The sequence below is a fragment of the Paenibacillus sp. LjRoot56 genome (assembly GCF_964253335.1).
Lineage (GTDB): Bacteria > Bacillota > Bacilli > Paenibacillales > NBRC-103111 > Paenibacillus_E > Paenibacillus_E allorhizoplanae.
Map to the genome: position 1 here is coordinate 700,274 of NZ_CAXURV020000002.1, position 21,952 is coordinate 722,225.

Sequence of the window (21,952 nt, forward strand, 5' to 3'; positions counted from 1 at the left end):
CCTATGCTCACTTGTGATGATGTACCCTATCATTTGGTTACTTGCTAGCTCGCTGAAGCCAAACAGTGAAATTTTCTCAACCGCATACAGCTTGATTCCAAGCAAGATTGCTTGGGAGAACTTTCAAACAGGCTGGAGAGGCTTCGCAGGTAATTCATTCGGTCGCTTTTTCATGAACTCGTTCTATATCGTGATCTTGTCTACGATCGGCGCGGTGGTCAGTTCAGCCCTCGTTGCTTATGCGTTTGGCCGTATCCCATTTTTCGGAAGAAACTTCTGGTTCGGTTGTATGATGCTTACTATGATGCTGCCGCACGATGTTACAATTATTCCGCAATACGTATTGTTTGCGAAGTTAGAATGGATTGGATCCTTTAAGCCGATCATCATGCCGCAGTTCTTCGCAATTCCATTCTTTATCTTCCTGATTATGCAGTTCATTCGGACAATTCCCATTGAGCTTGATGAAGCGGCTAAAATGGACGGCTGCAGCAAATACAGCATCTTTTTCCGGATTTTGGTTCCACTTATCGTTCCGGCGCTCATTACATCAACGATCTTCTCCTTCTACTGGCGCTGGGAAGATTTCATAAACCCGCTGCTTTACTTAAATAAGCCGAGTATGTACCCTGTGTCTCTGGCCTTGAAACTTTTCTTAGATGGAGAGTCAGTGAATAACTGGGGGGGCATGTTCGCAATGGCATCCGCTTCACTGGTACCGATTGTTGTCGTGTTCTTCATTTTCCAACGGTACATTGTTGAAGGGATTAGCACAAGCGGCTTGAAAGGATAGAGGATGAGAGGAGAACTTATAGACATGCCGAAATTAGTATTTGAGGAAAATGATATCATTTCAGCCATCGATCGTGTGGTAGATCGCACGTTTCGAATGGACTTCGGATGGGATTGGCCAGGTGGTGTCGCATTTTATGGAGTTTGCGAAGCCTATGCGGCTACAAGGAACGAATCGTATCTAACTAGGCTGAAGGCTTGGGTGGATGAAAATATGGAGGATGGCTTGCCGAAGCTTTCGGTCAATGCGGTGTCCATCGGACACTCCCTTCTTACCCTATATGACGTGACAAAAGACGAGAAATATCTAGACACTGTGAAGGAAATGGCGGAATTCCTAGCCACCCAAGCGGAGCGGTTTGGGGACGATATTCTCCAACATACGGTTAATTCCGAAACGTATAACTTTCCAGAACAAGCTTGGGTAGATACGATGTTTATGGCTGGTTACTTCCTACTTCGTGTTGGCATATTGCTGAATAATGATGACTATTTCGAGCTTGGCTTGAAGCAGTATCATGGACATGAGAACGTCCTGCAAGATGCGAAAACCAACCTGTACTACCATGGATGGGACAATATCGCTCAAAATAATATGTCCGCTATGTTCTGGGCACGCGGGAACTCCTGGGCTGCTCTCACGATGGCGCGCGCACTACATCTCGTAGAAGTTACGCATCCTTCGTTCATGATTATTGATGGTTCTTTGCGTGATCAACTCAGCGCAATTGTTCGATTGCAAGATGAGTCAGGTCTGTGGCACACTATTCTTGATGACCCAACAGCTCCGCTGGAGACTTCAGGATCGGCAGGAATTGCCACTGCTTTGCTAACGCGCGGCAGACTGTACAACAAATACACTCAGAAGTCGATCGACGGTATCTTAGCGCGTATTACCGAGGAAGGCACAGTAACTGGTGTATCCGCGGGAACGGCTGTCATGAAAAATGCAGAAGGCTACAAAGGCGTGCCTGACAAACGCATTCAAGGTTGGGGGCAAGGGTTAACCTTGACGTTCCTCGCTGAGGTGCTGAATTCGAAGAAAAACAGTTTTGGGAATGGTTGTTAGAGTGTAAAAATTAAGTTTAAATGGAAAACCTCCAGTTCATTTTCGCATTCCTGCGGTATTCGCAGTGAAAGCCTGAAAATGGCTGGAGGTTTTCCTGTGATTTCTTACAAACAGCGGGAAAATGAAAAAATAGATGGAGAATTTCCATCTATTTTCCAAAACCTGCAGCTAGCTTGCTAGTAAAATGAAACCAATCATCTACTTCTTACGCCCATACTGTTTCCCTATGTCCACCATGCGCCGATACAGCTTACGATTAGACATGTTCTTCAGTGGATAGAACTGAGGTCGCGTATTCACTTCTAGAATCCAGGGTCTTCCTTTGGAATCAATCGCGACATCGAGACCCAGTTCTCGGAATCCTCGATTATGATCATCAAAAGCATTCCCGACCGCCACGCCTAGATGCTTCAATTGTGCTTCCCGTTCTTGCGTATCAGGTGTGGAATAGCCTGCTCCGAGCATGGTGGGTTTAAAATAGCCGATAGATCCGCCTTGATTATAATTCGTAGCTACTTTTCCTTGTCTGCCGATTTTGGCGAAGAGGCCAGTGCTGACCCATTCACCTTGATTCGTTTTCTGCACCATGACGCGAATATCGAAAGGTCGGCCTTTCGTATGGGCGAGCTTAATCCCTTTCTGAAGTAAATAGGAACGTTTACCCGCATGTTTGGACAATTTGCTATGCAATTTATTCAGCGTGGTATAGAAGTTTTTTGTACGATTCAATTGGGTTTGGAAGCCTGTTGTCGTCCGTTTGATACGGATAATATTGGAACCGCCGGAACCATCTGTAGGTTTGAAAAAGACTGTTTTATAATCATCCAGCATCCTATTCAAATTATTTTTCGTAAAAAGCAACGTTCGAGGGACATAGTGACGTAATTGAGGTTGTTGAAGCAACCATTTGGTTTTACGCCATTTGCTCTTGATTGAACTGCTTTTATACGTGGGCATAGGGAGTACACCTCTTTTAGACAGCGTATGTGAGGTGCACGCTGCTTGTCAGTGCTTATACCCATGGACCCATCAAATTTGCATAAACATAACCTCTGAGTGCCTTTGTTACCTAGCTGTGAATTGAATTAGTTTGTGTTCATACCGGCCAAGTGTTAGCTGCCCCTTGCGGTAGACGGTTCCCGTGATCGGGTCGACGCCATCACGTGGGAGAGTCACGCTGCCGCCTGCACCGTCCATGTTAACCACGACCCAGACTTCGCGACCATCGCCATGTCGCGGAGCAACAATCGTACCTGCTGTTACATCGGTACGTAGTGTTACGCCAGCATCATCCGCATACCGCAGGATGAGCTTGTTCAACAATTGCTCACCTTCCTCGCCGGTCGGCATAGAGCCAAGCATGACGATCTTACCTTTGCCATAGGTGCGCTCGGTAATGAAGGCGAGCCCCGGTGTCAGCCCCGATTCGACGGTTCCAACGGCGACAGCTTCCTTCGGTTCAAAGACGGAGCTCCAAAGCGATAGCGGGGCAGCGACACCAAAGGCGCTGCCGATGGATCCGCTGCCGTCCATAGGGAACGTGTAGACTGTTTCTACACCGGCTAGGTGCTCCAATTCACCGAGGGCAGCATTTGTGTGCATCGTGTGTTCTTCGGTGCGTCCGCCGGAGAGAGGACCAACTACCCATACACCGCCTTCCGCAACGAATGCAGAAGCACGCTTCATCAGATCCGATGAGATATAAGGGAGGAATGGCGTGAACAGCAGCTTGTACCCGGTCAGCTCGGCACCTTCTGGCACGATATCCCTGTGAAGTCCAAGATGGAGTATCCGTTCGTAGAAACTGGTTACAAGTCCGCGATGATTCAGTTTTTGATGCGGTTCTGTTTTCAGAAACGCTTTGGAGCGATCCGAATAAATCATCGCAACTTCAGCTTGAGTAGGTCGAGTCTCTACGATTGTGGCTTCAATTTCTTTTCTAGCCTGCTCGACTTCTAATACGTTAGGGAAGCCAACCGTAGGTTTGCCCCAAGTGCTGATAACAGAACCGTGTGGCTGCTCGCAGCCTGCTCGCTGCTGTCTCCAGAGCCAATAACAGAAGGCTTCTGCTCCAAGCGCATAAGCAGCAACAGCTTCAGCTTTGAGATAGCCGTTAGGATGCGGCTTTGCGTAGCTTGCAAGGGAGGCCGCATGGGAGGGACTCGTTTCCATGATCCAGTAATCTCGACCGCGCTTAAAGTTCCGCCACAAGTCGTTATTTAATAAGTAGTTCGCTGGATGATCGTAGGTTGCATACGTATCGAACGACGCAAAATCCAATTCGCGGAATAAACGCTCATTATCTACGCTGAAAGCGACGCTGCTATTATGTGTGATCGGCGCATCCGAGAATTGGCGGATCATCGCCGCTTGTTCATCTGAGAACTCCGCAATCTTCTCCATCGAAAATAGCTGGTACATCGTACTGAGAGAAGAGTTATGCAAGAACGGCACAGGACCAGGTTGCGGTACTTGCTCGAAGCTATGATAGTATTCGCTCCAAATTTGTGTGCCCCACGCTTCATTCAACTTCTCAACAGTTTCGTAACGTGCTTCAAGCCATTCATGCCATTGTACAAGACAGGTTCCACACATACATTCGGATACATGCGCTTTGAATTCATTATCAATCTGCCAACCGATCAGACCTGGCAAGCGTCCAATAGCCCTTGCAATATGCTCGGTGATAATGGCGGCTTTTTCACGAAAATAAGGATGATTCGTACAAGCATGCTGACGCGACCCATGTCCCATAACTTGCAGCTGCTCATTCACATACATCCGTTCTGGATGACCGTGCGTGAACCAAATTGGCGGAGTCGGAGTCGGTGTACACATCACAGTATCTATCCCATTTTGATGGAGGAGGTTAACCATTTGCACAAAAAATCCAAGGTCAATATTCCCCTCCGTTGGCTCCATATTAGACCAGGCGAATTCGCCGATTCGCACGACATTCATACCTGCTTGCTTCATAAGAACGATATCTTGTTCAATGACCGATTGATCCCAAAGTTCAGGATACCAGGCAGCACCATGATATAGCTTTTTACCCATTACCATCATCCATCCTTTTCATCAGAAAGTTAGTTTCTACTATAAGTGCTATTTTACTCAGGGGCAATAACACATTCTTGCTGGGTAAATTAGGAAGTTTCAACTGTTTTGACGGGTTTGCACTTTCTTGATACAACACGAATTTAATCATTTGGAAGGGCTTACAAGAATGTCTGATAGGCGGTAAATCACAGGAGATGCATAATAGGGCTACAAACGCTCACAAGGCGATCATGACATGGAGGTGAAAAGGATGAAGCAGGCAGCTGCTCCTAGCAACAGAAAGCTGGTTCAGGTGAGCGAGGCGAAAGGGCTTCGCAGATCACAGGTCTGGGCAAGGTTGCGCAAGGATAAATGGATCTACGCATTGCTAACGCCGGGCTTATTGTATTTCATTATTTTTAAATATGTGCCCATGTGGGGTGTGCTACTTGCCTTTAAGAATTATCAGCCTTTTCTAGGTTTTTGGAAGAGTGATTGGGTTGGTTTGGAGCATTTTCGTGTGTTTTTTCAGAATCCAGAGTTTTTCATGCTCCTGCGCAATACGTTGTTGCTTTCGTTATATAATTTGGTGTTTTACTTCCCGGCACCGATTGTGCTGGCCCTTCTATTAAATGAAATCAAGGTCAATATGTATAAACGAACCATTCAGACATTGATTTATGTGCCTCATTTCATATCTTTAGTCATCGTGGCCAGCTTAACCTATGTCTTCCTGACAACGGAAGGTGGACTCATTAACGAGCTCTTACAGAAGTATTTTGGTTATAAAATTAACTTCTTAGCCACCCCGGAATGGTTCAGGCCGATGATTATTATGCAAACGATGTGGAAGGAGTGCGGTTTTGGCACGATTATCTTTTTAGCCGCACTGGCTGGTGTTGATGTCGAGCAATATGAAGCAGCCATCATGGATGGGGCCAACCGCTTTAGACAGCTGTGGCATATCACGCTGCCATCGATTCGCAGCACCATCGTTATCCTCCTCATTCTACGGATGGGAGACGTTCTTGATAATGGTTTTGAACAAATTTTCCTTATGCTAAATCCTTTGAACAGAGATGTAGCGGAAGTGTTCGATACCTATGTCTATATGATGGGGATCACACAAGGCGCGTTTAGTTATAGTACAGCTGTCGGCTTGTTCAAGGCAGTGGTAGGTGTCATCTTGGTACTCGGCGCGAACTGGACAGCGAAACGTTTCGGACAATCCGGCATTTATTAATACGAATATTATGGATAAAGGAGGAGAGCGGTTTTGGCAAAGCAATATAGAAGCGTCTCCGGAACCATCTTCGATATAAGCAATTTTATTTTCCTTGGCATCATTGGCATCGTGGCTATCCTGCCATTTCTCTACGTCATAGCAGGGTCTTTCGCATCGGATGCAGAGCTGACGAAACGCGCGGTCTTTCTCATACCAGAGACGTTTACGTTGACGGCATATAAGTTTATCTTTTCGACGGATACGATTGTAAAAAGTATTGGAGTCTCACTCTATGTGATGGTTGTGGGCACTATCGTGAACTTGTTCTTCACCGTGACGATGGCGTATGCCTTATCCAAGCGGACCCTGATGGGACGAAACACCGTTTTGAATCTGATTATTTTCTCCATGTTGTTTGGTGGTGGATTGATACCCACGTATCTCGTGATTCGCGAACTGCATATGTTGGATACCTATTGGGCTTTAATGATTCCTGGAGCGATTAGCGCTTTTAACTTGATTATTGTTAAAAACTTCTTCCAAGAGCTCCCACCTGAACTGGAGGAAGCAGCGAAAATTGATGGCTGTACAGAAATAGGCCTTCTCTGGCGGATCGTATTGCCTCTATCCATGCCTGTACTGGCAACTTTCACGTTATTTTACGCTGTGGGCCATTGGAACAACTTCTTTTCAGCCTTGCTGTACATCAACGATCCGGCCAAATGGCCGCTGCAAGTGATGCTTAGACAGATTGTTTTACTATCTCAAGCTGCTGCTGGCGATCTCAACTCCATGGATCCTAATTTCGTGAAACCGCCCGAGCAATCCATCAAGATGGCTGTTATCGTGGTTGGAACTATCCCAATTTTGTTTGTCTATCCGTTCCTGCAAAAGCATTTTGCTAAAGGGGTCTTGATCGGCTCGGTCAAGGGGTAACGGATTACGATAGAGGCAAGTCCATAACTTAGAGGAGGCATGTTTAGATGAAGAAAAATGCGAAGAAATGGGTTACCGTAGCAACTGTAGGAACAGCTGTCATGACAACAATTGTTGGTTGCAGCAATGACAAAGAGGGAACAGCTACACCTGCAGCATCCGCCTCAACCACACAAGCAGCTACACAGACCAAAGCGCCAGAGAATCTAGCTCCACTGGACCTAAGCATCATGCTTCCGATCTTCAAAACGAATTTCCCGAAGGATGATGGTCCTGTTACGACTGAAATTGAGAAGAAAACGAACACCAATATTCATCTGGAGTGGGTCCCGAACGCTTCCTACACAGATAAATTTAATATTACATTGGCTTCAGGCAAGCTGCCTCAGATCATTTATGTTGGTGATGTGAAGAATCCAAGCTTTGTAAACGCGGCCAAATCAGGTGCTTTCTGGGATATCGGAAAATATTTAAAGGATTATCCGAACCTCAGCAAAGCGAACCAAGTCATTATGAACAACTCTTCGGTCGATGGCAAAAACTACGGTATTTACCGTGGTCGTGCTTTGGGTCGAAATGGGATTAACTATCGCAAAGATTGGTTGGAAGCTGTTGGTATGCAACCGCCGAAAACCATTGATGATTTCTACAATATGCTCAAGGCGTTTAAAGAAAAAGATCCTGACAAAAACGGCAAAGACGACACATACGGCATGGTATTGGTCAAATGGACGGGGCAATGGGCAAGCGGCTTTGATATTATGAAACTCTGGTTCGGAGCACCGAACAAATGGGGCGTTGTAGACGGGAAGCTCGTACCTGAGCATCAAACCGCCGAATATCTGGAAGCCCTTAAATTTATGAAGAAACTATATGATGAGAAGTTAATTAATCAGGATTTTGCTGTGTTTGATTCCGCGAAGTGGAACGATCCAATTGCCAACAATCAAGCAGGGGTCATCGTAGACGTAACCGATAATGCCGCGCGTATGGATGATAAAATTCATGCTGCGCTTGCCAAGGATGGCAAAGATAATCCTAACATTCATTATGTAGATAATATGATTGGCGTTACAGGCAAAAATGGCTTGAAAGCGCTGCCTACCTCTGGATTTGCTGGTATTCTAGCTGTTTCGAAATCCACCGTGAAGACGGAGGATGAACTGAAACGTGTGCTGAAATTCTTAGATCAAATGAATGAGCCGGATCTTCAAACGTTAGCTGGCTATGGTATCGAAGGCAAGCATTATACGAAGGATGGCGACGCGCTTGTTGTGAGTAAGGATACAGCTCTTCTCGAGTCCGAAGTCGAAGGTTTGAACCAAATGCTGCCATTTATACCGGAAGATCGCGGCTTGAAAGTGAAGCAAACACCGCTTCGCTTGCAAACGACGAAGATTCAAAAAGAAGCAGAAGCAAACATCGTGGCCAATCCAGTTGAGCCATTCATCTCCACAGTGTACTCGCAAAAAGGTCAACAGCTGGATAACATCATCAACGACGCGCGTATTAAATTTATCGTCGGCCAAAGTGACGAAGCGGCTCTGAAGGCTGCTTTTGAAACTTGGAAGAAATCAGGCGGAGATGATTTGGTGAAAGAAATGAACGACTTGTATGCTGCTGCGAAGAAGTAAATTAGCATTTGTGAAAGCGATGAGCGAGGGCACCCGACAGGGTGCTCTTTCCTTTTCTGAAAAACAAAGACCAGTCTACCACTAGGAATAGTGTGTAAGGCTGGTCTTTATTTAATTAAATAAGTCCTTAAAAGCTTAGTCCAAACTTGTCTGCTGAACATAAGATGACAAGAATAACTACTTTTAAAGGATGCGTGAGCTGCATGAAACCTCAATATCAGTCCAAAAGTAAACATAAACGCGGTCATGTCTTACAAAAATCAGTTGCCAGAGCGTCGTCCGCAATGGCTGCACAAGCGAGAGCTCATTTAGGAACACCGGTTTGTATAGGGCTTAAAGATGGATCTGTCTACTACGGTATTTTGGAAGACATTGAGGCCAATCAAGTCATTCTTCAAGGCTTCAAGGCAAATAAAAAACTTACCCGCAAGAAAAGCAAATCCAAAGCACAAATCTCTAGTCTAGGCAGTTTAGGTGGATTAGGCAGCATGCTTGGGATGTTAGGTGGCGGGGGGCTCGGTGGCTTGCTTGGAGGAGGAGGTTCGTCAGGGGGCGGACTTGGGGGCTTGCTCGGCGGACTTGGTCAAGGGGCAGCTGGAAGTACAGGTGGGGCAGGCGGCATATTTGGCAACATCGGCAGCTTCATGAAAATGGGCATGGGTGTTATTTCATTTATAATGCCATTGATGAAAAATTTCTCGATATAAGTGATGAATAGCGGACTATCGTTCCGCAACGATATGCAGCAGTTCCCTGACAGTTGGGGAGCTGTCTTTTTTTACCACATAAGCGTGGAGAAACTTGATCTCCTTCACCACTGCATTATAAACACAAAAAGTCGGAAAAGTAATGTATTTCCTCTGGAAATTAACTTCCATCCGACTGCCATCCGGTATACGCTCTAAGTTGAAGTCTTCGCTCCAAACTAAACTTTCGAACGGTTGGTGAGAGCATGTTCCGAGCATTGAAACAAGGTCTGGCAAGAAGTTTAAGCAAAACGATCGGTGGACAAGGCCGCTTTTACAAAAAGAGTCTGATTACGATCTTCATCGTCTCGGGTATTCCTGGGCTAGTGATGGGAGTCCTCGTATATTGGATGGCAGGTGGGCGCGTGGAAAGTGAGCTGCTTCAACTGCATTATCGGCAAATCGAACAAAGGTCGCAAAATATCGATGACCAGTTAGGCAATCTGGAGCTGTTGCTATCCCACTGGGCGTTTGATAATAAATTTGACTATAGTTTAAATGGGTTTGATTTTGTAAGAAATTTCGAACGGACTCAGGATATTACCAGAACGCTGGTCGCGATGCAGGGATCTAATGCGATGGTGAAGCATGCAGAACTTTATGTGGGTGGAACAAGCTCTGTTCTGTTCAACCCTGAATATATGAAGATAGATGATCGAACAGCAGCGACAGCTTCTAGGTATGAACCTCTCATCCACGGTCAAAATACGACCTACTGGACGCAATGGTCATTTGATGCGAATCGTCCTGATAACAAAGATTTAACGCTCGTTCATCAAGTTCCCGGTGGAAGTTTGAAACCGTTCGGGGTCTTAGTTTTCCGTTTTGATAGTCAGAAGGTGGCCAATATGCTCAATACGCTGACGCCTTATGATGGCGGGGAGACATTTCTGATTCAGAACGCTGGAGAACTGTTCGTTTCAGCAAACGGGAACACGTCGTCATCTCCATTTGTAAGCGCTCTTCGTGACAAAATTGACTCACTAAAAGGCAATAAAGGTTCCTTTTTTATGGATTGGAAAGGCTCTACATACACGGTATCGTACGGTAGCTTGGCCAGAATTGCAGAAGATTGGACCTATGTATCCGCCTCGCCGATTTCGAGTATCACATCACCGGTAGTCTTTATTTCCAAGTTGATTATCACGGTAAGTCTTGCGGTATTGCTGCTCGCGGCTATTCTTGCATGGCTGGCTTCACGTCGCATTTATTTACCTGTCAAAAGGCTTGTTGCAATGCTGGGGGGAAGCGCGACTCACCATGAGCATGCGGATGAATTCACATTGCTGGAGTCGAAGTGGATGAATTTGCATAACGAGAGTCTAGAGTTGAACACGAAGCTGACAGAACAGCTTCCCCACCTCAAGGACAGCTTTCTGCACCAACTGCTGCAAGGATATTTGAATGCGTATTCAGAGGACGATTTACGCCATCGGATGGAACGTTTTAAATGGGACGTGAAGGATAAGCAATTCGTTGTCCTCTATGTCCAGTTGATTGGGATGACGAGCATGGAGGGGAACTTCCGGCTAGGTGAAGAGGGACTTGTTACTTTTGCAGCCGTGAATATGATTGATGAGCTGGCGGCTCAGTATTTTGAACAGCGTCATACCCTTAACTTTCACGATTTAACAGCGGGTATTCTTCTCATCCTGCCTGAGGATCAATCTTATACGGAAGCCACCCAAGCTTTTAGTGATGATTTGAAGCAGTCGATTAACCGTATTTTGAAAATGCGCATGACCTTGGCGATCAGCCGACCGGTATCACTGATTTCAGATGTGCCAATCGCATTTGAACGAGCGAAGCAAGCAGTTAGCTATCGTTACTTCGAGAATGTGAATCAGATTATCGATATGGAGCATGACAATTTTGCAGGAGATGAAGACATGGAGTTGCAATATCCATTTACACAGGAGCGGGAGCTCATTCAAGCCTTACGGACAGGAAAAGAAGGGGAAGCAAGTGAACTGCTGGTGTCTTTCCTGGAGGTTTTAACCTGCAAAGGTGCCAAAGAAATTGAGGTTCAGCAAGGGATGTTGCATTTGCTTGGCAATGTTCAGCACGCCATCATGGTGTCCGGGATTAATCCGAATCGCCTCTTCAAGGGTGCGAACTTATATGAACAGCTTTCCCAGATTCGAGAGTCTACGAGAATTCTTGCATGGTTTCAGGATAAAGTGCTAAGTCCCTTCATGAGGGAGATGTCAGGTCGTTCGGACGCTCAAGTGAAACGGATTATCGAACAAGCGATGATTTATTTGCAAAATAATTACAGACAGGATATTTCGCTTGATAATTGTGCGGAGCATACGGGGACGAATCCATTTTTCCTTAGCAGATCCTTTAAGCAAGTGACCGGCAAAAACTTTATCGATTACTTGACGGAACTGCGCATGGACAAAGCTAAAGAACTGCTAAGAGATTCGGAAATGCGAATCAACGATGTCGCCGATCAGGTCGGATACCAACATACGTATTTCAATCGGATTTTCAAAAAGCTGGAGGGCATGACGCCAACGCGCTATCGAGAGCTCAGTCGAACATCCTAGCAATAATGTATGAGTTCGCCAAAAAAGTGCAATCCGCTGAATCACTGCTTAGCAATAATGTCCCCTTGTTCGCAAGAGCTCCGCTTTCTACAATAGGGCTACATGTGAAAAGGAGATGATCGCTTGGCTTCGAATTCGGCAATTAAGCTGCGTTGGTTAAACAAAGAGGCATCAAAACCTGTAGGGATAACGTGGGGAATTCCATGGCGTGAGGGAGAGCTTGGACGCGATGAGTCATTACGGTTGGAAACCAGTGACGGCCAAGACGCCGTACCCGTCCAAAGCTGGCCGACGGCTTACTGGCCGGATGGGAGCGTGAAATGGTCCGCGCATGCGGCGGCAGTCCTTCCTAGTTCTGGTGAAGGGTTTGCCATTCGCAAAGGGAGTGTGCAGGATCCCGTTCATCGTTTAGTCGTATCGGAAACCGACGATGTCATTTCGCTGGACACAGGCGTCATGATTTGCACGATAGGCAAGCAAGGGAAACAATGGCTCCGCAGCATCGTTCGTGAGGGCAACGAGATTTGCAGCGGTGGCGAGTTGATCGGTTTGAAAGAAGGACTCAGCGAGGCGTCGGGTGAACGGATAAGTCGCGAGGAGACTTTCGAAAGCCGTGTCGTACGCGCTGTTGTTGAACAAGACGGCCCGATTCGGGCTGTCGTTAAACTTGATGGCAGACTTCGCTCGACGACGGGAACGCGAGAGTGGCTGCCTTTTACACTGCGTATGTATGTGTATGCGGGGCAGGAAACGATTAAACTCGTGCACACGTTTCAATATGATGGAAATCCTCATGAGGATTTCATTAAAGGCCTAGGCATTCGTTTCACGGTGCCGATGAGAGGGGCCCAATACAATCGGCATATCCGTTTGGCAGGGGATCGTGGCTATTTTAGCGAATCGCCCAAAACGTTACATACTCGTCGAACCAAAGGAAAGTATAGAGAATTATTTGAGCGTCAAACGGCAGGTGAATTGACGACATTTGACCCCGCAGAAGATGCGTATTTCCTTGGACTGCTGGATGATTCGGCAACGTGGGATAGCTTTAAACTCGTACAAGATTCATCCGAGCATTACCGCATTTGGAAGCGGACGAAAGCAGGCTGCAGTTGGGTCAAGGTGACAGACGGCGCGCGAGCTGGCGGTCTGGGCTATGTCGGCGGTGAAGGTGGCGGCTTAGCGGTGGGACTGCGACACTTCTGGGAGAAGCATCCATCTAGCTTGGAGGTACACGGTACAGCAGCTTCGGAGGCTGCATTTACGATCTGGTTGTGGTCTCCAGACGGGACACCGATGGACCTTCGTCACTATGACACAGAAACTCACGTGGAATCTTCATATGAAGGGGCAGAAGAGATGCGTGCCACACCTTATGGCATTGCGAATACGAGTGAATTGATGCTGTGGTGTACAAGCGGGACGCCGGATGGGGAAAATCTGCAGCACATGCAGGAGGAGTCGCAAAATCCATCGCTACTGATTTGCGAGCCTGGGTATTATCACGAGTCGGGAGCTTTCGGATATTGGAGCCTGCCAGACCGTAGTCATCCAGTGAAAGCGCAGCTGGAGAATCGGCTGGATGGCATTATTACCTTTTATCAAGATGAAGTTGAGCAACGAAAGTGGTATGGATTCTGGGATTACGGCGATTACATGCATAGTTATGATCCTGTTCGGCATGTATGGAACTATGATTTAGGCGGCTGTGCTTGGCAAAATACAGAGCTTGCGCCCAACATGTGGCTATGGGTGATGTTCCTGCGTACGGGACGAGTGGATATCTTCCGGATGGCTGAAGCGATGACTCGGCACACAAGTGAAGTGGACCTGTACCATTTCGGCGAATATGCGGGACTAGGGTCTCGGCATAATGTGGTCCATTGGGGCTGCGGATGCAAGGAGGCTCGCATTGGGATGGCGGGTTTACATCGATACTTCTATTATTTGACCGCTGATGAGCGAATTGGGGATATCATGGATGAAGTCCGTGATTCGGATTTCACCACGGTGAATTTGGATCCGATGCGTGCTTACTTTCCGAAGGATGAGCATCCAACGCATATCCGTGTGGGTCCGGATTGGGCAGCTTTCAGCTCGAATTGGATGACACGATGGGAGCGCTATGAAGATACGTCGTATCGGGACAAAATCTTGGTAGGTATTAACTGTATTAAGGATGCCAATTATGGGCTGATCTCGGGACCTACCTATGGATATGATCCGAAAACAGGCGTGCTCTCGCCACTTGGTGACGATAACTGGGGCAGGCATTTGGCCATATGTATGGGAGGACCGCAGGTGTGGTTCGAGCTTGCTGGTATGTTGAAGGACCCCGAATGGGAAGACATGATGGCGGAGCTTGGCGTGTATTACAACCAAACACAAGAGCAGAAGGATAAGCTGACCAATGGTCAGATATCCACGAAAAATTTCGAGCATCCTGTGCTGAGTGCAGCGATCACTGCTTATGGTGCCTTTTATAAGCGGGACGATGAGACAGCTGAGAAATGCTGGGCTATTTTGCTCGGAAACGCATTCGCTAAGGTTGATCTTCAGCAGGAAGCTTCCATCGTCACGCATGTGGATACTTTGCAAGAAATCGATTGGATGAATACGAATGAGGCCGCACAATGGTCATTGAATACGATTATTGCACTTGAGCTTATCTCGGATTGGCTCCCCCAATAGACAGATGATAGGAGGAATTGGCTGTGGAACAAGTGAGCAAAGAGCCTTATTTGCTTGGCAAGGTAGACATTCGCGCGGCTGGCCCGCGCTGTAAAATGCTCCTAGGCGACCTGAACGGCGACGGTCGTATGGAGATGCTGTTGGTGCATCCTGACAACCGGCAGGATGTTCGATATATTCCCCATCAGGTGCAGTGCCTGACGGCGTTTGATCTGGAGGGCAATCTGCTGTGGCAGACAGGAAAGCCTGATTCGGGAGCTGGAAGCGCAGGGTCCGACTACCCTGCACAAATCGCTGACATCGACGGCGATGGTCAGTTAGAAGTACTGTGCGTGATGGATGGGCGGTTTCTCATCCTGAACGGGGGGACTGGCGAGGTGAAAGCTTCGTACGAGCTGCCGCATGAGCATGCTCATGATTGCATCATCGTGGCGAATTTGACTGGCGGGGAATACGCCAGCGACATTATCCTGAAAGATCGCTACCACAGGATGTGGGCGCTCGATCGTCATTTTAATCTACTATGGACGCATGAAGGCAATCCTGGACATTTTCCATGGGTCTACGATTTGGATGGAGATGGGAAAGACGAGGTCATGGCTGGTTATGATCTGTTGGACCATGATGGTCAGAAGCTGTGGAGCTGTAAGAATCTCGAGGATCATGCCGATTGTATCTGGGTCGGAGATGTGAATGGCGATGGACAGCCCGAGCTTGTGATTGGCGGAAGTGTTACGGTGATGTATGACCGCTTCGGGAAAGAATTATGGCGCTATGAAGGCTCGATTGAATCACAGCATATCGCTTTGGGCAGGTTCTGCAGCGATAAGCCAGGGTTGCAAATAGCAGGATTGGATCGACTCGTTCGTGAGGATGATGGGAAGGGATTGAAAGGGAAGGACGGCTTGTTTTTGCTGGACAGCGAAGGTCAAGAGATCTGGAAGGAAGATCGCCAAACGGATGGTTGGTTGACGATTATCGAACCACTTCGCGGGTGGGATGTCAATTCTGCGGATTTAATCCTTGCTTACCGCAGAGGCGGTGGCGTGTGGCCATCTTTGTATGATGGGGAAATGAACGTTGTTGTTGAATTTCCACTAAACGGATATGCTGTACATGCTGATATATGTGGTAGCGGGACAGAGCAAGTGATCATTTATAATGACGACACAGCCGCTATTTATGCAAGTAGGCCGCTTGCATTGCGAGAAAGACTATCCGGTGTACAGTTACCGCAACCCAAACGCTTGTCCAGCTCAACCTTATATCCTGGCGGCGAAATTCCGTTGTAAAGAGAAAGGAAATCTACCATGACACACGTGTTGAAGTTTGATTTCGGGGTCGGGAACCCGGAGTCAGGTTACACCAAGATTACTCCGGCAGCCCAGTATGAGAAATCAGTTGGATATGGATTTAGTAATGTGAAAAATGTTCATGCCAAGGATCGAGACGAGCCTAGCTCATTACGCAGAGATTTCTGCATACCGTTGGACACTTCGTTTCTGGTGGATGTTCCGGACGGGACCTATCGCGTTTCGATCCTGTTAGGTGATGAAATCGCTGAAACGGAAACGACGATCACTACAGGTGAAGGAAGACTTATGCTTCATAAGCAACGCACTTCTGCGGGGCATTTTGTCCGTACGAGCTTCTCTGTATGGGTCTTTGACGGGCAGCTTAAGCTAACGTTCACGGGTAGAGCACCGCGCATCAATGCGCTGGAAATCGAGCCTGTGCCTACAGCTTGTACGCTGTTTCTCGCAGGAGACTCCACGGTGACCGATCAGCCGACAGACGGGTACCCGTACGCGGGCTGGGGACAAATGCTCCCACTACTCATCAAAGCAGATGCGGTGGTAGCCAATTTTGCTTTGTCGGGACGGAGCTCATTGAGTTTTATAGGCGAAGGAGTATTGGATACGATTTGGAGCAAAATCAAGCCCCACGATTACCTGCTCATCCAATTCGGTCACAATGACCAGAAGCCAGATGAGGCGCGGTTTACGGAGCCATTTTCCACCTACAAGGAAACGCTGAAAATCTATATCGACGGCGCCCGGCAGCGAGGTGCATATCCGATTCTGATCACGTCTGTGCAACGACGTTTTTTCGAGGAAGACGGTATGCTGCGTGATACGCACGGCGACTATCTGGTTGCGATGCGCGAGTTAGCTGCGGCGGAAGAAGTGCCTTTAATCGATCTTGCCGCTAGCAGCAAGGCGTTGTTTGAAGCGTTAGGGACTGAGGGGACGAAGCGATTATTCATGTGGCTTGCGCCAGGTGAGTTCATGAATTTCCCGGATGGCGTGGAAGACAACACGCATTTCCAGCAGTTGGGCGGGATTGAAGTTGCGAAGCTGGTTCATGCCGGCTTGAAGGATTTAAAGCTGCAGCCGCTTAGCTTGTATTTGCGGTGATGCAGGTGGGCACTGTTGCGTGGAAAAGGAGCTAAGCGTGTTTTGCGCTTAGCTCCTTTTTTTGTGCGAATTTGTGGCTGAGGCGAGAATCGCACGAATCGCCAACCTCTCGCCAACCTCCCGCCAACCTCCCGCCAACCTATCACCCCCAACTCCGTGTAGTCACACTGAAATATAGGGTCAAAGATGCAAAAGTACACTTATTTTAAGCAAATAGCCTGAATTAAGATGTATTAGCTCCTAGGCCCCCTAAAGAAACTGGAGTCTTCCTACCCATTTTATTAAAATAGGGATAAGGGAGATGATCCGGTATGGGAAAAAGGTTGAACCAAGAAGAACGTCTTAAAATTGTTAAAGAAGCATTGGCTGGAGTTAAGGTTGGGGTGTTAGCCCGCATGTACGACATTCATCCAGAAACTATCCGGGAGTGGATTAGGGAGCATCGTGATTCCATTCCACAAGAAGAAATACCTAAGGCTGACGAGCATTTACAGGAACTTCAAAGGCTACAAAAAGTTGAAGAACGCTATGAAAAGGCCTGTAAGGTGCTTGGTGAAAAGGAACTAGAAATTGAGATTTTACGTGAGCTGCTAAAAAAGAAGAACCCCGCTTATCTGAAAAATTTGAAGTAGCAGACCTATTTATTAAGCGGGGAAATCCAACTGCAAAGGTTCTGCGCATACTTGGATTGTCAGAATCCACCTACTATGATCGGAAAAAGCGAGCTGCACAATTGGAACCAAAAAGCCCGGAAGTTGCTGTAATGGGGCGTCCAGTGCCTGGCTATTCGCTTACGGAATCGGGGGATACGGTTAGTGACGAACAGATCAAAGAGTGGCTGCTCGAACTCCTTGAAGGCGAAGAACATGTCTACGGCTATAAGCTTCTAGCACAATGTGTTCGCAACCAACGTGGTGTGATACTGAACAAAAAGAAGTCGTATCGCTTGTGTAAAGAGCTAGGAATCCTTCAAAAACAACGCAAAAGGATCCAAACACATCCTCGCAGATTAGCGAAAAACAGATCCATTACGGGGCACAACCAGCTCTGGCAAATGGATATTAAGTATGGTTATGTCATTGGACAGGAACGTTTCTTTTATGTACTCAGTATTATTGATGTGTTCGACCGCGTCGTCGTTGGACAATACAAGGGTCGGGTATGTGAAGCCAAACATGCCGTCCAAACACTGTGGAACGCGTTACAGAACCGGACAACAGCAAATGAAACGTTACCCGTCGTTCGAACGGACAACGGGCCACAATTCATTAGCAAGTTATTTCAAGACACCTGCGAGAGCCTTGATCTAGTCCATGAGCGCATACCGCCACGAACCCCGAACTTGAATGCCTTCATCGAGTCTTTCCATAGCCTGCTAGAACGCGATCTCTTCAGTCAAAGAGATTTCATGACCTTTGATGAAGCGTATAAGGGGCTCGACGACTATATGGACTTTTACAACAATCGTAAGATGCACGGTAGTTTGAAGTTAATGCCACCAAGGAAGTTTTCGGAATGGGTAAAGACGCTCGACGACTCATCAGCATTTCATAATTCCATGTAAACGCTCGAAATAAAGAGTATTTCTAAGAATGAGCAAAGACTGTAGGCTAAGACTCCGGATTAAAGGGGCCTAGCCGTTAGTGCAAAAATACAACCTTTTGGACCAAAAAGTTCCAAAATGAGCCAAACCTCCAGAAATAGTTGCCTATTCGCAAGCATTTTCAGCTAGCTAAGTTACTTCGAGTCAAAAGGATGCTCTTTTGCATTTTTGAAGCTCCACAGCTGTCTCCACAACCTAAACAAGCAACGTTGGAGGCGTAGCTTCCAGGTGAATCGTACGTAGTTGCTACGATTTCTTGTAGCTTTTCAAAAAAAAGAGGCCCCCGCCCGCCAATTCCATGGCTTTTGGGAGACCCTCTTTTCTTTGACTACTGAATGTTGATGCTCGTAATCAACGCACCTGTGCCTTGCAGCGTTATGGCGTGATTTGACACCAAATTTGACATGTTGCCAGTAATACTTACGGATGAGGACACGTTGTAAGTCGTTGTCACGTTGCTTCCATTGGAGCCTGTTTGATTGATGGTGATTGTAGCGATTTTACCTTGATTCGTAAAGGTTACACTGTTAAACGTTCCAGACACACTAAAGTTCTGAGTGTTACCGTTAGTGAGCTGTGTGACTTCCGCATAGATGGCTGAATTATTGTAGGAGCGGATTTTGACAATATCACCTGGCTGCAACGCTGAACCGCTGACCTGAGTGCCGCTGCGATAGATGAAAGCTTTGTCGTTCAGATTAATCGCTTGTGCCTGATTGCCACTTACAAGAACGATAAGATTGTTCGTAGCTGAAATGATCGTACCAGTGAGCTGGGCAATAGTTGGCTGTGTAACCGAGGTGCCATCTGCACGCTGAAGGACTTCGGCATGGAGCACAACGCCGTTATAGTAATGCACTTTAATGACTTGACCTGGCAGCAATACGCCGCTCGTCGTTTGAACACCATCGGAGTAGATAGAGGTGTTTGCGTGTAGCTGCAGGCTGTATGATTGTCCGCCACTCGTGAGCGTGATTAAGTTGTTGTTGATTTGGCCAGAAATAGTTCCCGTCATCTCACCTGTCGTCGTTACCGGGGACACACTTTTGGTTACTTCAATAACAGCAGCCACATGATTATAGGCGTACGTTGTTAGGATATCGCCAACCTGAAGCGCTGAAAGAGTTGTAAATGCACCATTTTTGTAAACGATGGTATTACTGTTCAATGAAACGCCTTGAAGCTCAGTAGACGTGGTTAGAAGTAACGTGTTATCGCTGATCGGATAAGTCATCGTGCCAGTAATCGTTGAAGCGAAATTCGTTGGCGTACCGACGGTGCCCACAGATTGCGTTACTTCTACATAACTGATGCCATAGTTGTAGGAGCGCGTGCTTACAATATCACCTACTTGCAAGCCTGCGGCCGTCGTTTGAGCGCCATTACGGAAGTAAAGAACATTACTATTCAAAGGAAGGGAAATCGTTTGCCCATTACTTAAAAGGGTGAGTGTATTGCCAGTTATCGCGGAAGTTACCATCCCCGTCTTGACACCAACGGCTTGAGTAGGTGTTGTCGGGTTGCCTCCGCTTGGCTGAGAGACTTCGATATAAATGATGGCATTATCATTGGAACGAATCTTCAGGACGTCCCCTATTTGCAAGGCGGAAGGACTGACTTTGGCACCATTTCGATAAATAAACACATCGGGATTTAATGTCAAATTGATGTTCTGGCCGTTCGTTCGGACGGTTAGTACATTACCGCTGACTGGCGCCACGACAGTTCCTGTCACGAGTCCGTCAATGCTGCCCGGCAATTGATTACCTGCGCGATCCAATAAGGCTGCAATTTGTGCGCGAGTTACGAGCTGTTTAGGTCGGAATGTATTGTCCTCAAATCCGTTCACGAGACCTTTGTCAACGGCGACCTTGACATAGCCAACCGAACCCGCAGGTACGCTAGATGAGTCGGAGAAAGGGAGTCTTGCATTCATGTTGGCTTCAGCTTCGTCTTGAAGCTTCAAAGCTTTCACGAGGAGTGTGGTGGCCCAGAGGCGATCAGCTGGTTGATTCGGGTTGACGTTCGTATCTGATTCGGCGAAAAGATCGTTCTCCAATGCGACTGCTACATATCCGACGGCCCACGAAGGTACACTGGCTGCATCATTGAAGTTTAGCTTCGTCGCTTTTTCTTCATCGGATTCGGCTTGATCGCGGAGTCCCATTAACCGTACAGCTGCTGTTATGGCCTCGATTCGTGTGACCGTTTCTTGTGGTTTAAAGGTACCATCGGGATACCCATCGAAAATACGTCTAGAGACTAGACTCATAATGTAGCTTAAAGCCCATTCGAATTCTTTGCCCTTGATGTCTTTGAAGTCAAATTTGATGGCTGCTTGTGGGCGTTTGTCAAAAACTTGGCGCGCGTTGTTGTTACGATCATCATCCTTGTGGTCCCGACCATTCTGAGCGAAAGCGGTTGTGCCAGTCGTCATTACAAGTGTGAGGGCTAGGGTGGGGATAAGCAGTTTTTTCATTCGCGAATGCTTCATCTTTTTCTTCTCTCCTTAATAAAATAAATGAGTAGAAATTGCGACCCTGCGGTGTGTGCTTGAGTTAGTCAATCTTACTCACAGCATTCGGGAGTAGATGGGTTTTTCTGGGTGTTGATTTGTAAAAAAAGGAAAATCAACTTCAACTCATTCGTTTCTATCGCTGAATATCATTAGCTTGGTTGCGCTTTCGCGATTTAGAAGCTATTTCTTGGTTGATTTTCAAAGATTCCGCTGCATTCTTCGGTCTTATTTTCAAAAAAAAGTAATATATTTTTCTTAAAACAATTCGAATTGAGAAGGAAAATAAAGCTGAATGAAGTAAGTAATAGAAGGTAAATATTTCAGGCTCATTGCTTGTTGCCCACTGATCTCTCACCCGTCAGTAATCCTAGCATAGTATGTAGGAAGGTGGTGATGAAAAGTGACAAATACAATTGAGGGCTGGATAATTTACACGATTTGGGGCATTTTTGGCTTTATGTTGATTGATTTTCTTATTGCGTTCTTCAAATCCTTCTGGGTTGGCTCCTTTGGACCTACAGTCGTGCTAGGTTATTTGAAAGATGTCCTATACTATGTGCTGCCACTGACGGTTCTATTATCTATGATTTCTTTCGATCCAACCGGGTGGATTGTGGTGATTTTTTATTTCATTTGCGGTCTTGCTGTGATGGCCAAGTACGTGATTGATATCATTAAAAAATTCCAATAATCGTTGCTGTGGCCCTGCTTCTTGCGGGGCCAATAATGT

Annotated in this window: 16 protein-coding genes; 13 read left to right on the forward strand and 3 right to left on the reverse strand. The window is 46.9% G+C overall.

Annotation, left to right across the window (positions count from 1 at the left end; genetic code table 11):
• Positions 1 to 16: 16 nt before the first annotated feature.
• Both ACSQ8O_RS15595 and ACSQ8O_RS15600 read left to right on the forward strand, forming a co-directional pair.
• Positions 17 to 793: a carbohydrate ABC transporter permease gene (locus ACSQ8O_RS15595; RefSeq protein ID WP_420851928.1), complete on the forward strand. Its 777-nt coding sequence runs from the start codon at positions 17 to 19 to the stop codon at positions 791 to 793.
• Between the two features lie 24 nt (positions 794 to 817).
• On the forward strand, positions 818 to 1,861 hold the full coding sequence (locus ACSQ8O_RS15600) for a glycoside hydrolase family 88/105 protein (RefSeq protein WP_436242445.1): 1,044 nt from the start codon (positions 818 to 820) through the stop codon (positions 1,859 to 1,861).
• Between the two features lie 198 nt (positions 1,862 to 2,059).
• Here the strand turns inward: ACSQ8O_RS15600 and ACSQ8O_RS15605 are convergent, their stop codons facing one another.
• Positions 2,060 to 2,818, reverse strand: coding sequence for a YheC/YheD family protein (locus ACSQ8O_RS15605; protein ID WP_436242446.1), 759 nt, complete (start codon positions 2,816 to 2,818; stop codon positions 2,060 to 2,062).
• 108 nt (positions 2,819 to 2,926) lie between these two features.
• Positions 2,927 to 4,918, reverse strand: a complete 1,992-nt coding sequence (locus ACSQ8O_RS15610) for a beta-galactosidase (protein WP_436242447.1) — start codon at positions 4,916 to 4,918, stop codon at positions 2,927 to 2,929.
• Positions 4,919 to 5,171: 253 nt separating this feature from the next.
• Between ACSQ8O_RS15610 and ACSQ8O_RS15615 the strand changes: the two genes are divergently transcribed.
• The 10 genes from ACSQ8O_RS15615 to ACSQ8O_RS15660 all read left to right on the forward strand — a co-directional run bounded on the left by ACSQ8O_RS15615 (position 5,172) and on the right by ACSQ8O_RS15660 (position 18,665).
• Positions 5,172 to 6,143: an ABC transporter permease gene (locus ACSQ8O_RS15615; protein WP_436242448.1), complete on the forward strand. Its 972-nt coding sequence runs from the start codon at positions 5,172 to 5,174 to the stop codon at positions 6,141 to 6,143.
• A 33-nt stretch (positions 6,144 to 6,176) separates the two neighbouring features.
• A complete protein-coding gene (locus ACSQ8O_RS15620; protein ID WP_436242449.1) occupies positions 6,177 to 7,061 on the forward strand; it encodes a carbohydrate ABC transporter permease in 885 nt (294 codons plus the stop codon).
• Between the two features lie 47 nt (positions 7,062 to 7,108).
• Positions 7,109 to 8,695: an extracellular solute-binding protein gene (locus ACSQ8O_RS15625; protein WP_436242450.1), complete on the forward strand. Its 1,587-nt coding sequence runs from the start codon at positions 7,109 to 7,111 to the stop codon at positions 8,693 to 8,695.
• Positions 8,696 to 8,898: 203 nt separating this feature from the next.
• A complete protein-coding gene (locus tag ACSQ8O_RS15630) occupies positions 8,899 to 9,402 on the forward strand; it encodes a hypothetical protein (protein ID WP_436242451.1) in 504 nt (167 codons plus the stop codon).
• Positions 9,403 to 9,647: 245 nt separating this feature from the next.
• Positions 9,648 to 11,993: a helix-turn-helix domain-containing protein gene (locus ACSQ8O_RS15635; RefSeq protein ID WP_436242452.1), complete on the forward strand. Its 2,346-nt coding sequence runs from the start codon at positions 9,648 to 9,650 to the stop codon at positions 11,991 to 11,993.
• A gap of 123 nt (positions 11,994 to 12,116) precedes the next feature.
• Positions 12,117 to 14,684: a hypothetical protein gene (locus ACSQ8O_RS15640; RefSeq protein WP_436242453.1), complete on the forward strand. Its 2,568-nt coding sequence runs from the start codon at positions 12,117 to 12,119 to the stop codon at positions 14,682 to 14,684.
• 95 nt (positions 14,685 to 14,779) lie between these two features.
• On the forward strand, positions 14,780 to 15,976 hold the full coding sequence (locus ACSQ8O_RS15645; RefSeq protein ID WP_436242950.1) for an FG-GAP-like repeat-containing protein: 1,197 nt from the start codon (positions 14,780 to 14,782) through the stop codon (positions 15,974 to 15,976).
• Between the two features lie 18 nt (positions 15,977 to 15,994).
• Positions 15,995 to 17,101: a rhamnogalacturonan acetylesterase gene (locus tag ACSQ8O_RS15650; RefSeq protein WP_436242454.1), complete on the forward strand. Its 1,107-nt coding sequence runs from the start codon at positions 15,995 to 15,997 to the stop codon at positions 17,099 to 17,101.
• Positions 17,102 to 17,412: 311 nt separating this feature from the next.
• Positions 17,413 to 17,733 carry a transposase gene (locus ACSQ8O_RS15655; protein ID WP_436240722.1) on the forward strand — a complete coding sequence of 107 codons (321 nt, stop codon included), beginning with the start codon at positions 17,413 to 17,415 and terminating at the stop codon, positions 17,731 to 17,733.
• A gap of 11 nt (positions 17,734 to 17,744) precedes the next feature.
• Positions 17,745 to 18,665 (forward strand): IS3 family transposase, encoded by a 921-nt coding sequence (locus ACSQ8O_RS15660; RefSeq protein WP_436241947.1) that lies wholly within the window; start codon positions 17,745 to 17,747, stop codon positions 18,663 to 18,665.
• A gap of 367 nt (positions 18,666 to 19,032) precedes the next feature.
• Here ACSQ8O_RS15660 and ACSQ8O_RS15665 read toward each other — a convergent pair whose 3' ends face one another.
• On the reverse strand, positions 19,033 to 21,198 hold the full coding sequence (locus ACSQ8O_RS15665; protein ID WP_436242455.1) for an S-layer homology domain-containing protein: 2,166 nt from the start codon (positions 21,196 to 21,198) through the stop codon (positions 19,033 to 19,035).
• Positions 21,199 to 21,622: 424 nt separating this feature from the next.
• Between ACSQ8O_RS15665 and ACSQ8O_RS15670 the strand changes: the two genes are divergently transcribed.
• Complete coding sequence (locus tag ACSQ8O_RS15670; RefSeq protein WP_236291176.1) at positions 21,623 to 21,913, forward strand: hypothetical protein; 291 nt, start codon at positions 21,623 to 21,625, stop codon at positions 21,911 to 21,913.
• Positions 21,914 to 21,952 lie beyond the last annotated feature (39 nt).

Bases quoted from the DNA above. Each gene is read 5' to 3' on its own strand.
- ACSQ8O_RS15650 (WP_436242454.1), top strand. From the start codon at position 15,995: ATGACACACGTGTTGAAGTTTGATTTCGGGGTCGGGAACCCGGAGTCA.
- ACSQ8O_RS15600 (WP_436242445.1), top strand. From the start codon at position 818: ATGCCGAAATTAGTATTTGAGGAAAATGATATCATTTCAGCCATCGAT.
- ACSQ8O_RS15635 (WP_436242452.1), top strand. From the start codon at position 9,648: ATGTTCCGAGCATTGAAACAAGGTCTGGCAAGAAGTTTAAGCAAAACG.
- ACSQ8O_RS15595 (WP_420851928.1), top strand. From the start codon at position 17: ATGATGTACCCTATCATTTGGTTACTTGCTAGCTCGCTGAAGCCAAAC.
- ACSQ8O_RS15625 (WP_436242450.1), top strand. From the start codon at position 7,109: ATGAAGAAAAATGCGAAGAAATGGGTTACCGTAGCAACTGTAGGAACA.
- ACSQ8O_RS15610 (WP_436242447.1), bottom strand. From the start codon at position 4,918: ATGGGTAAAAAGCTATATCATGGTGCTGCCTGGTATCCTGAACTTTGG.
- ACSQ8O_RS15665 (WP_436242455.1), bottom strand. From the start codon at position 21,198: ATGAAGCATTCGCGAATGAAAAAACTGCTTATCCCCACCCTAGCCCTC.
- ACSQ8O_RS15605 (WP_436242446.1), bottom strand. From the start codon at position 2,818: ATGCCCACGTATAAAAGCAGTTCAATCAAGAGCAAATGGCGTAAAACC.
- ACSQ8O_RS15615 (WP_436242448.1), top strand. From the start codon at position 5,172: ATGAAGCAGGCAGCTGCTCCTAGCAACAGAAAGCTGGTTCAGGTGAGC.
- ACSQ8O_RS15630 (WP_436242451.1), top strand. From the start codon at position 8,899: ATGAAACCTCAATATCAGTCCAAAAGTAAACATAAACGCGGTCATGTC.
- ACSQ8O_RS15645 (WP_436242950.1), top strand. From the start codon at position 14,780: ATGCTCCTAGGCGACCTGAACGGCGACGGTCGTATGGAGATGCTGTTG.
- ACSQ8O_RS15655 (WP_436240722.1), top strand. From the start codon at position 17,413: ATGGGAAAAAGGTTGAACCAAGAAGAACGTCTTAAAATTGTTAAAGAA.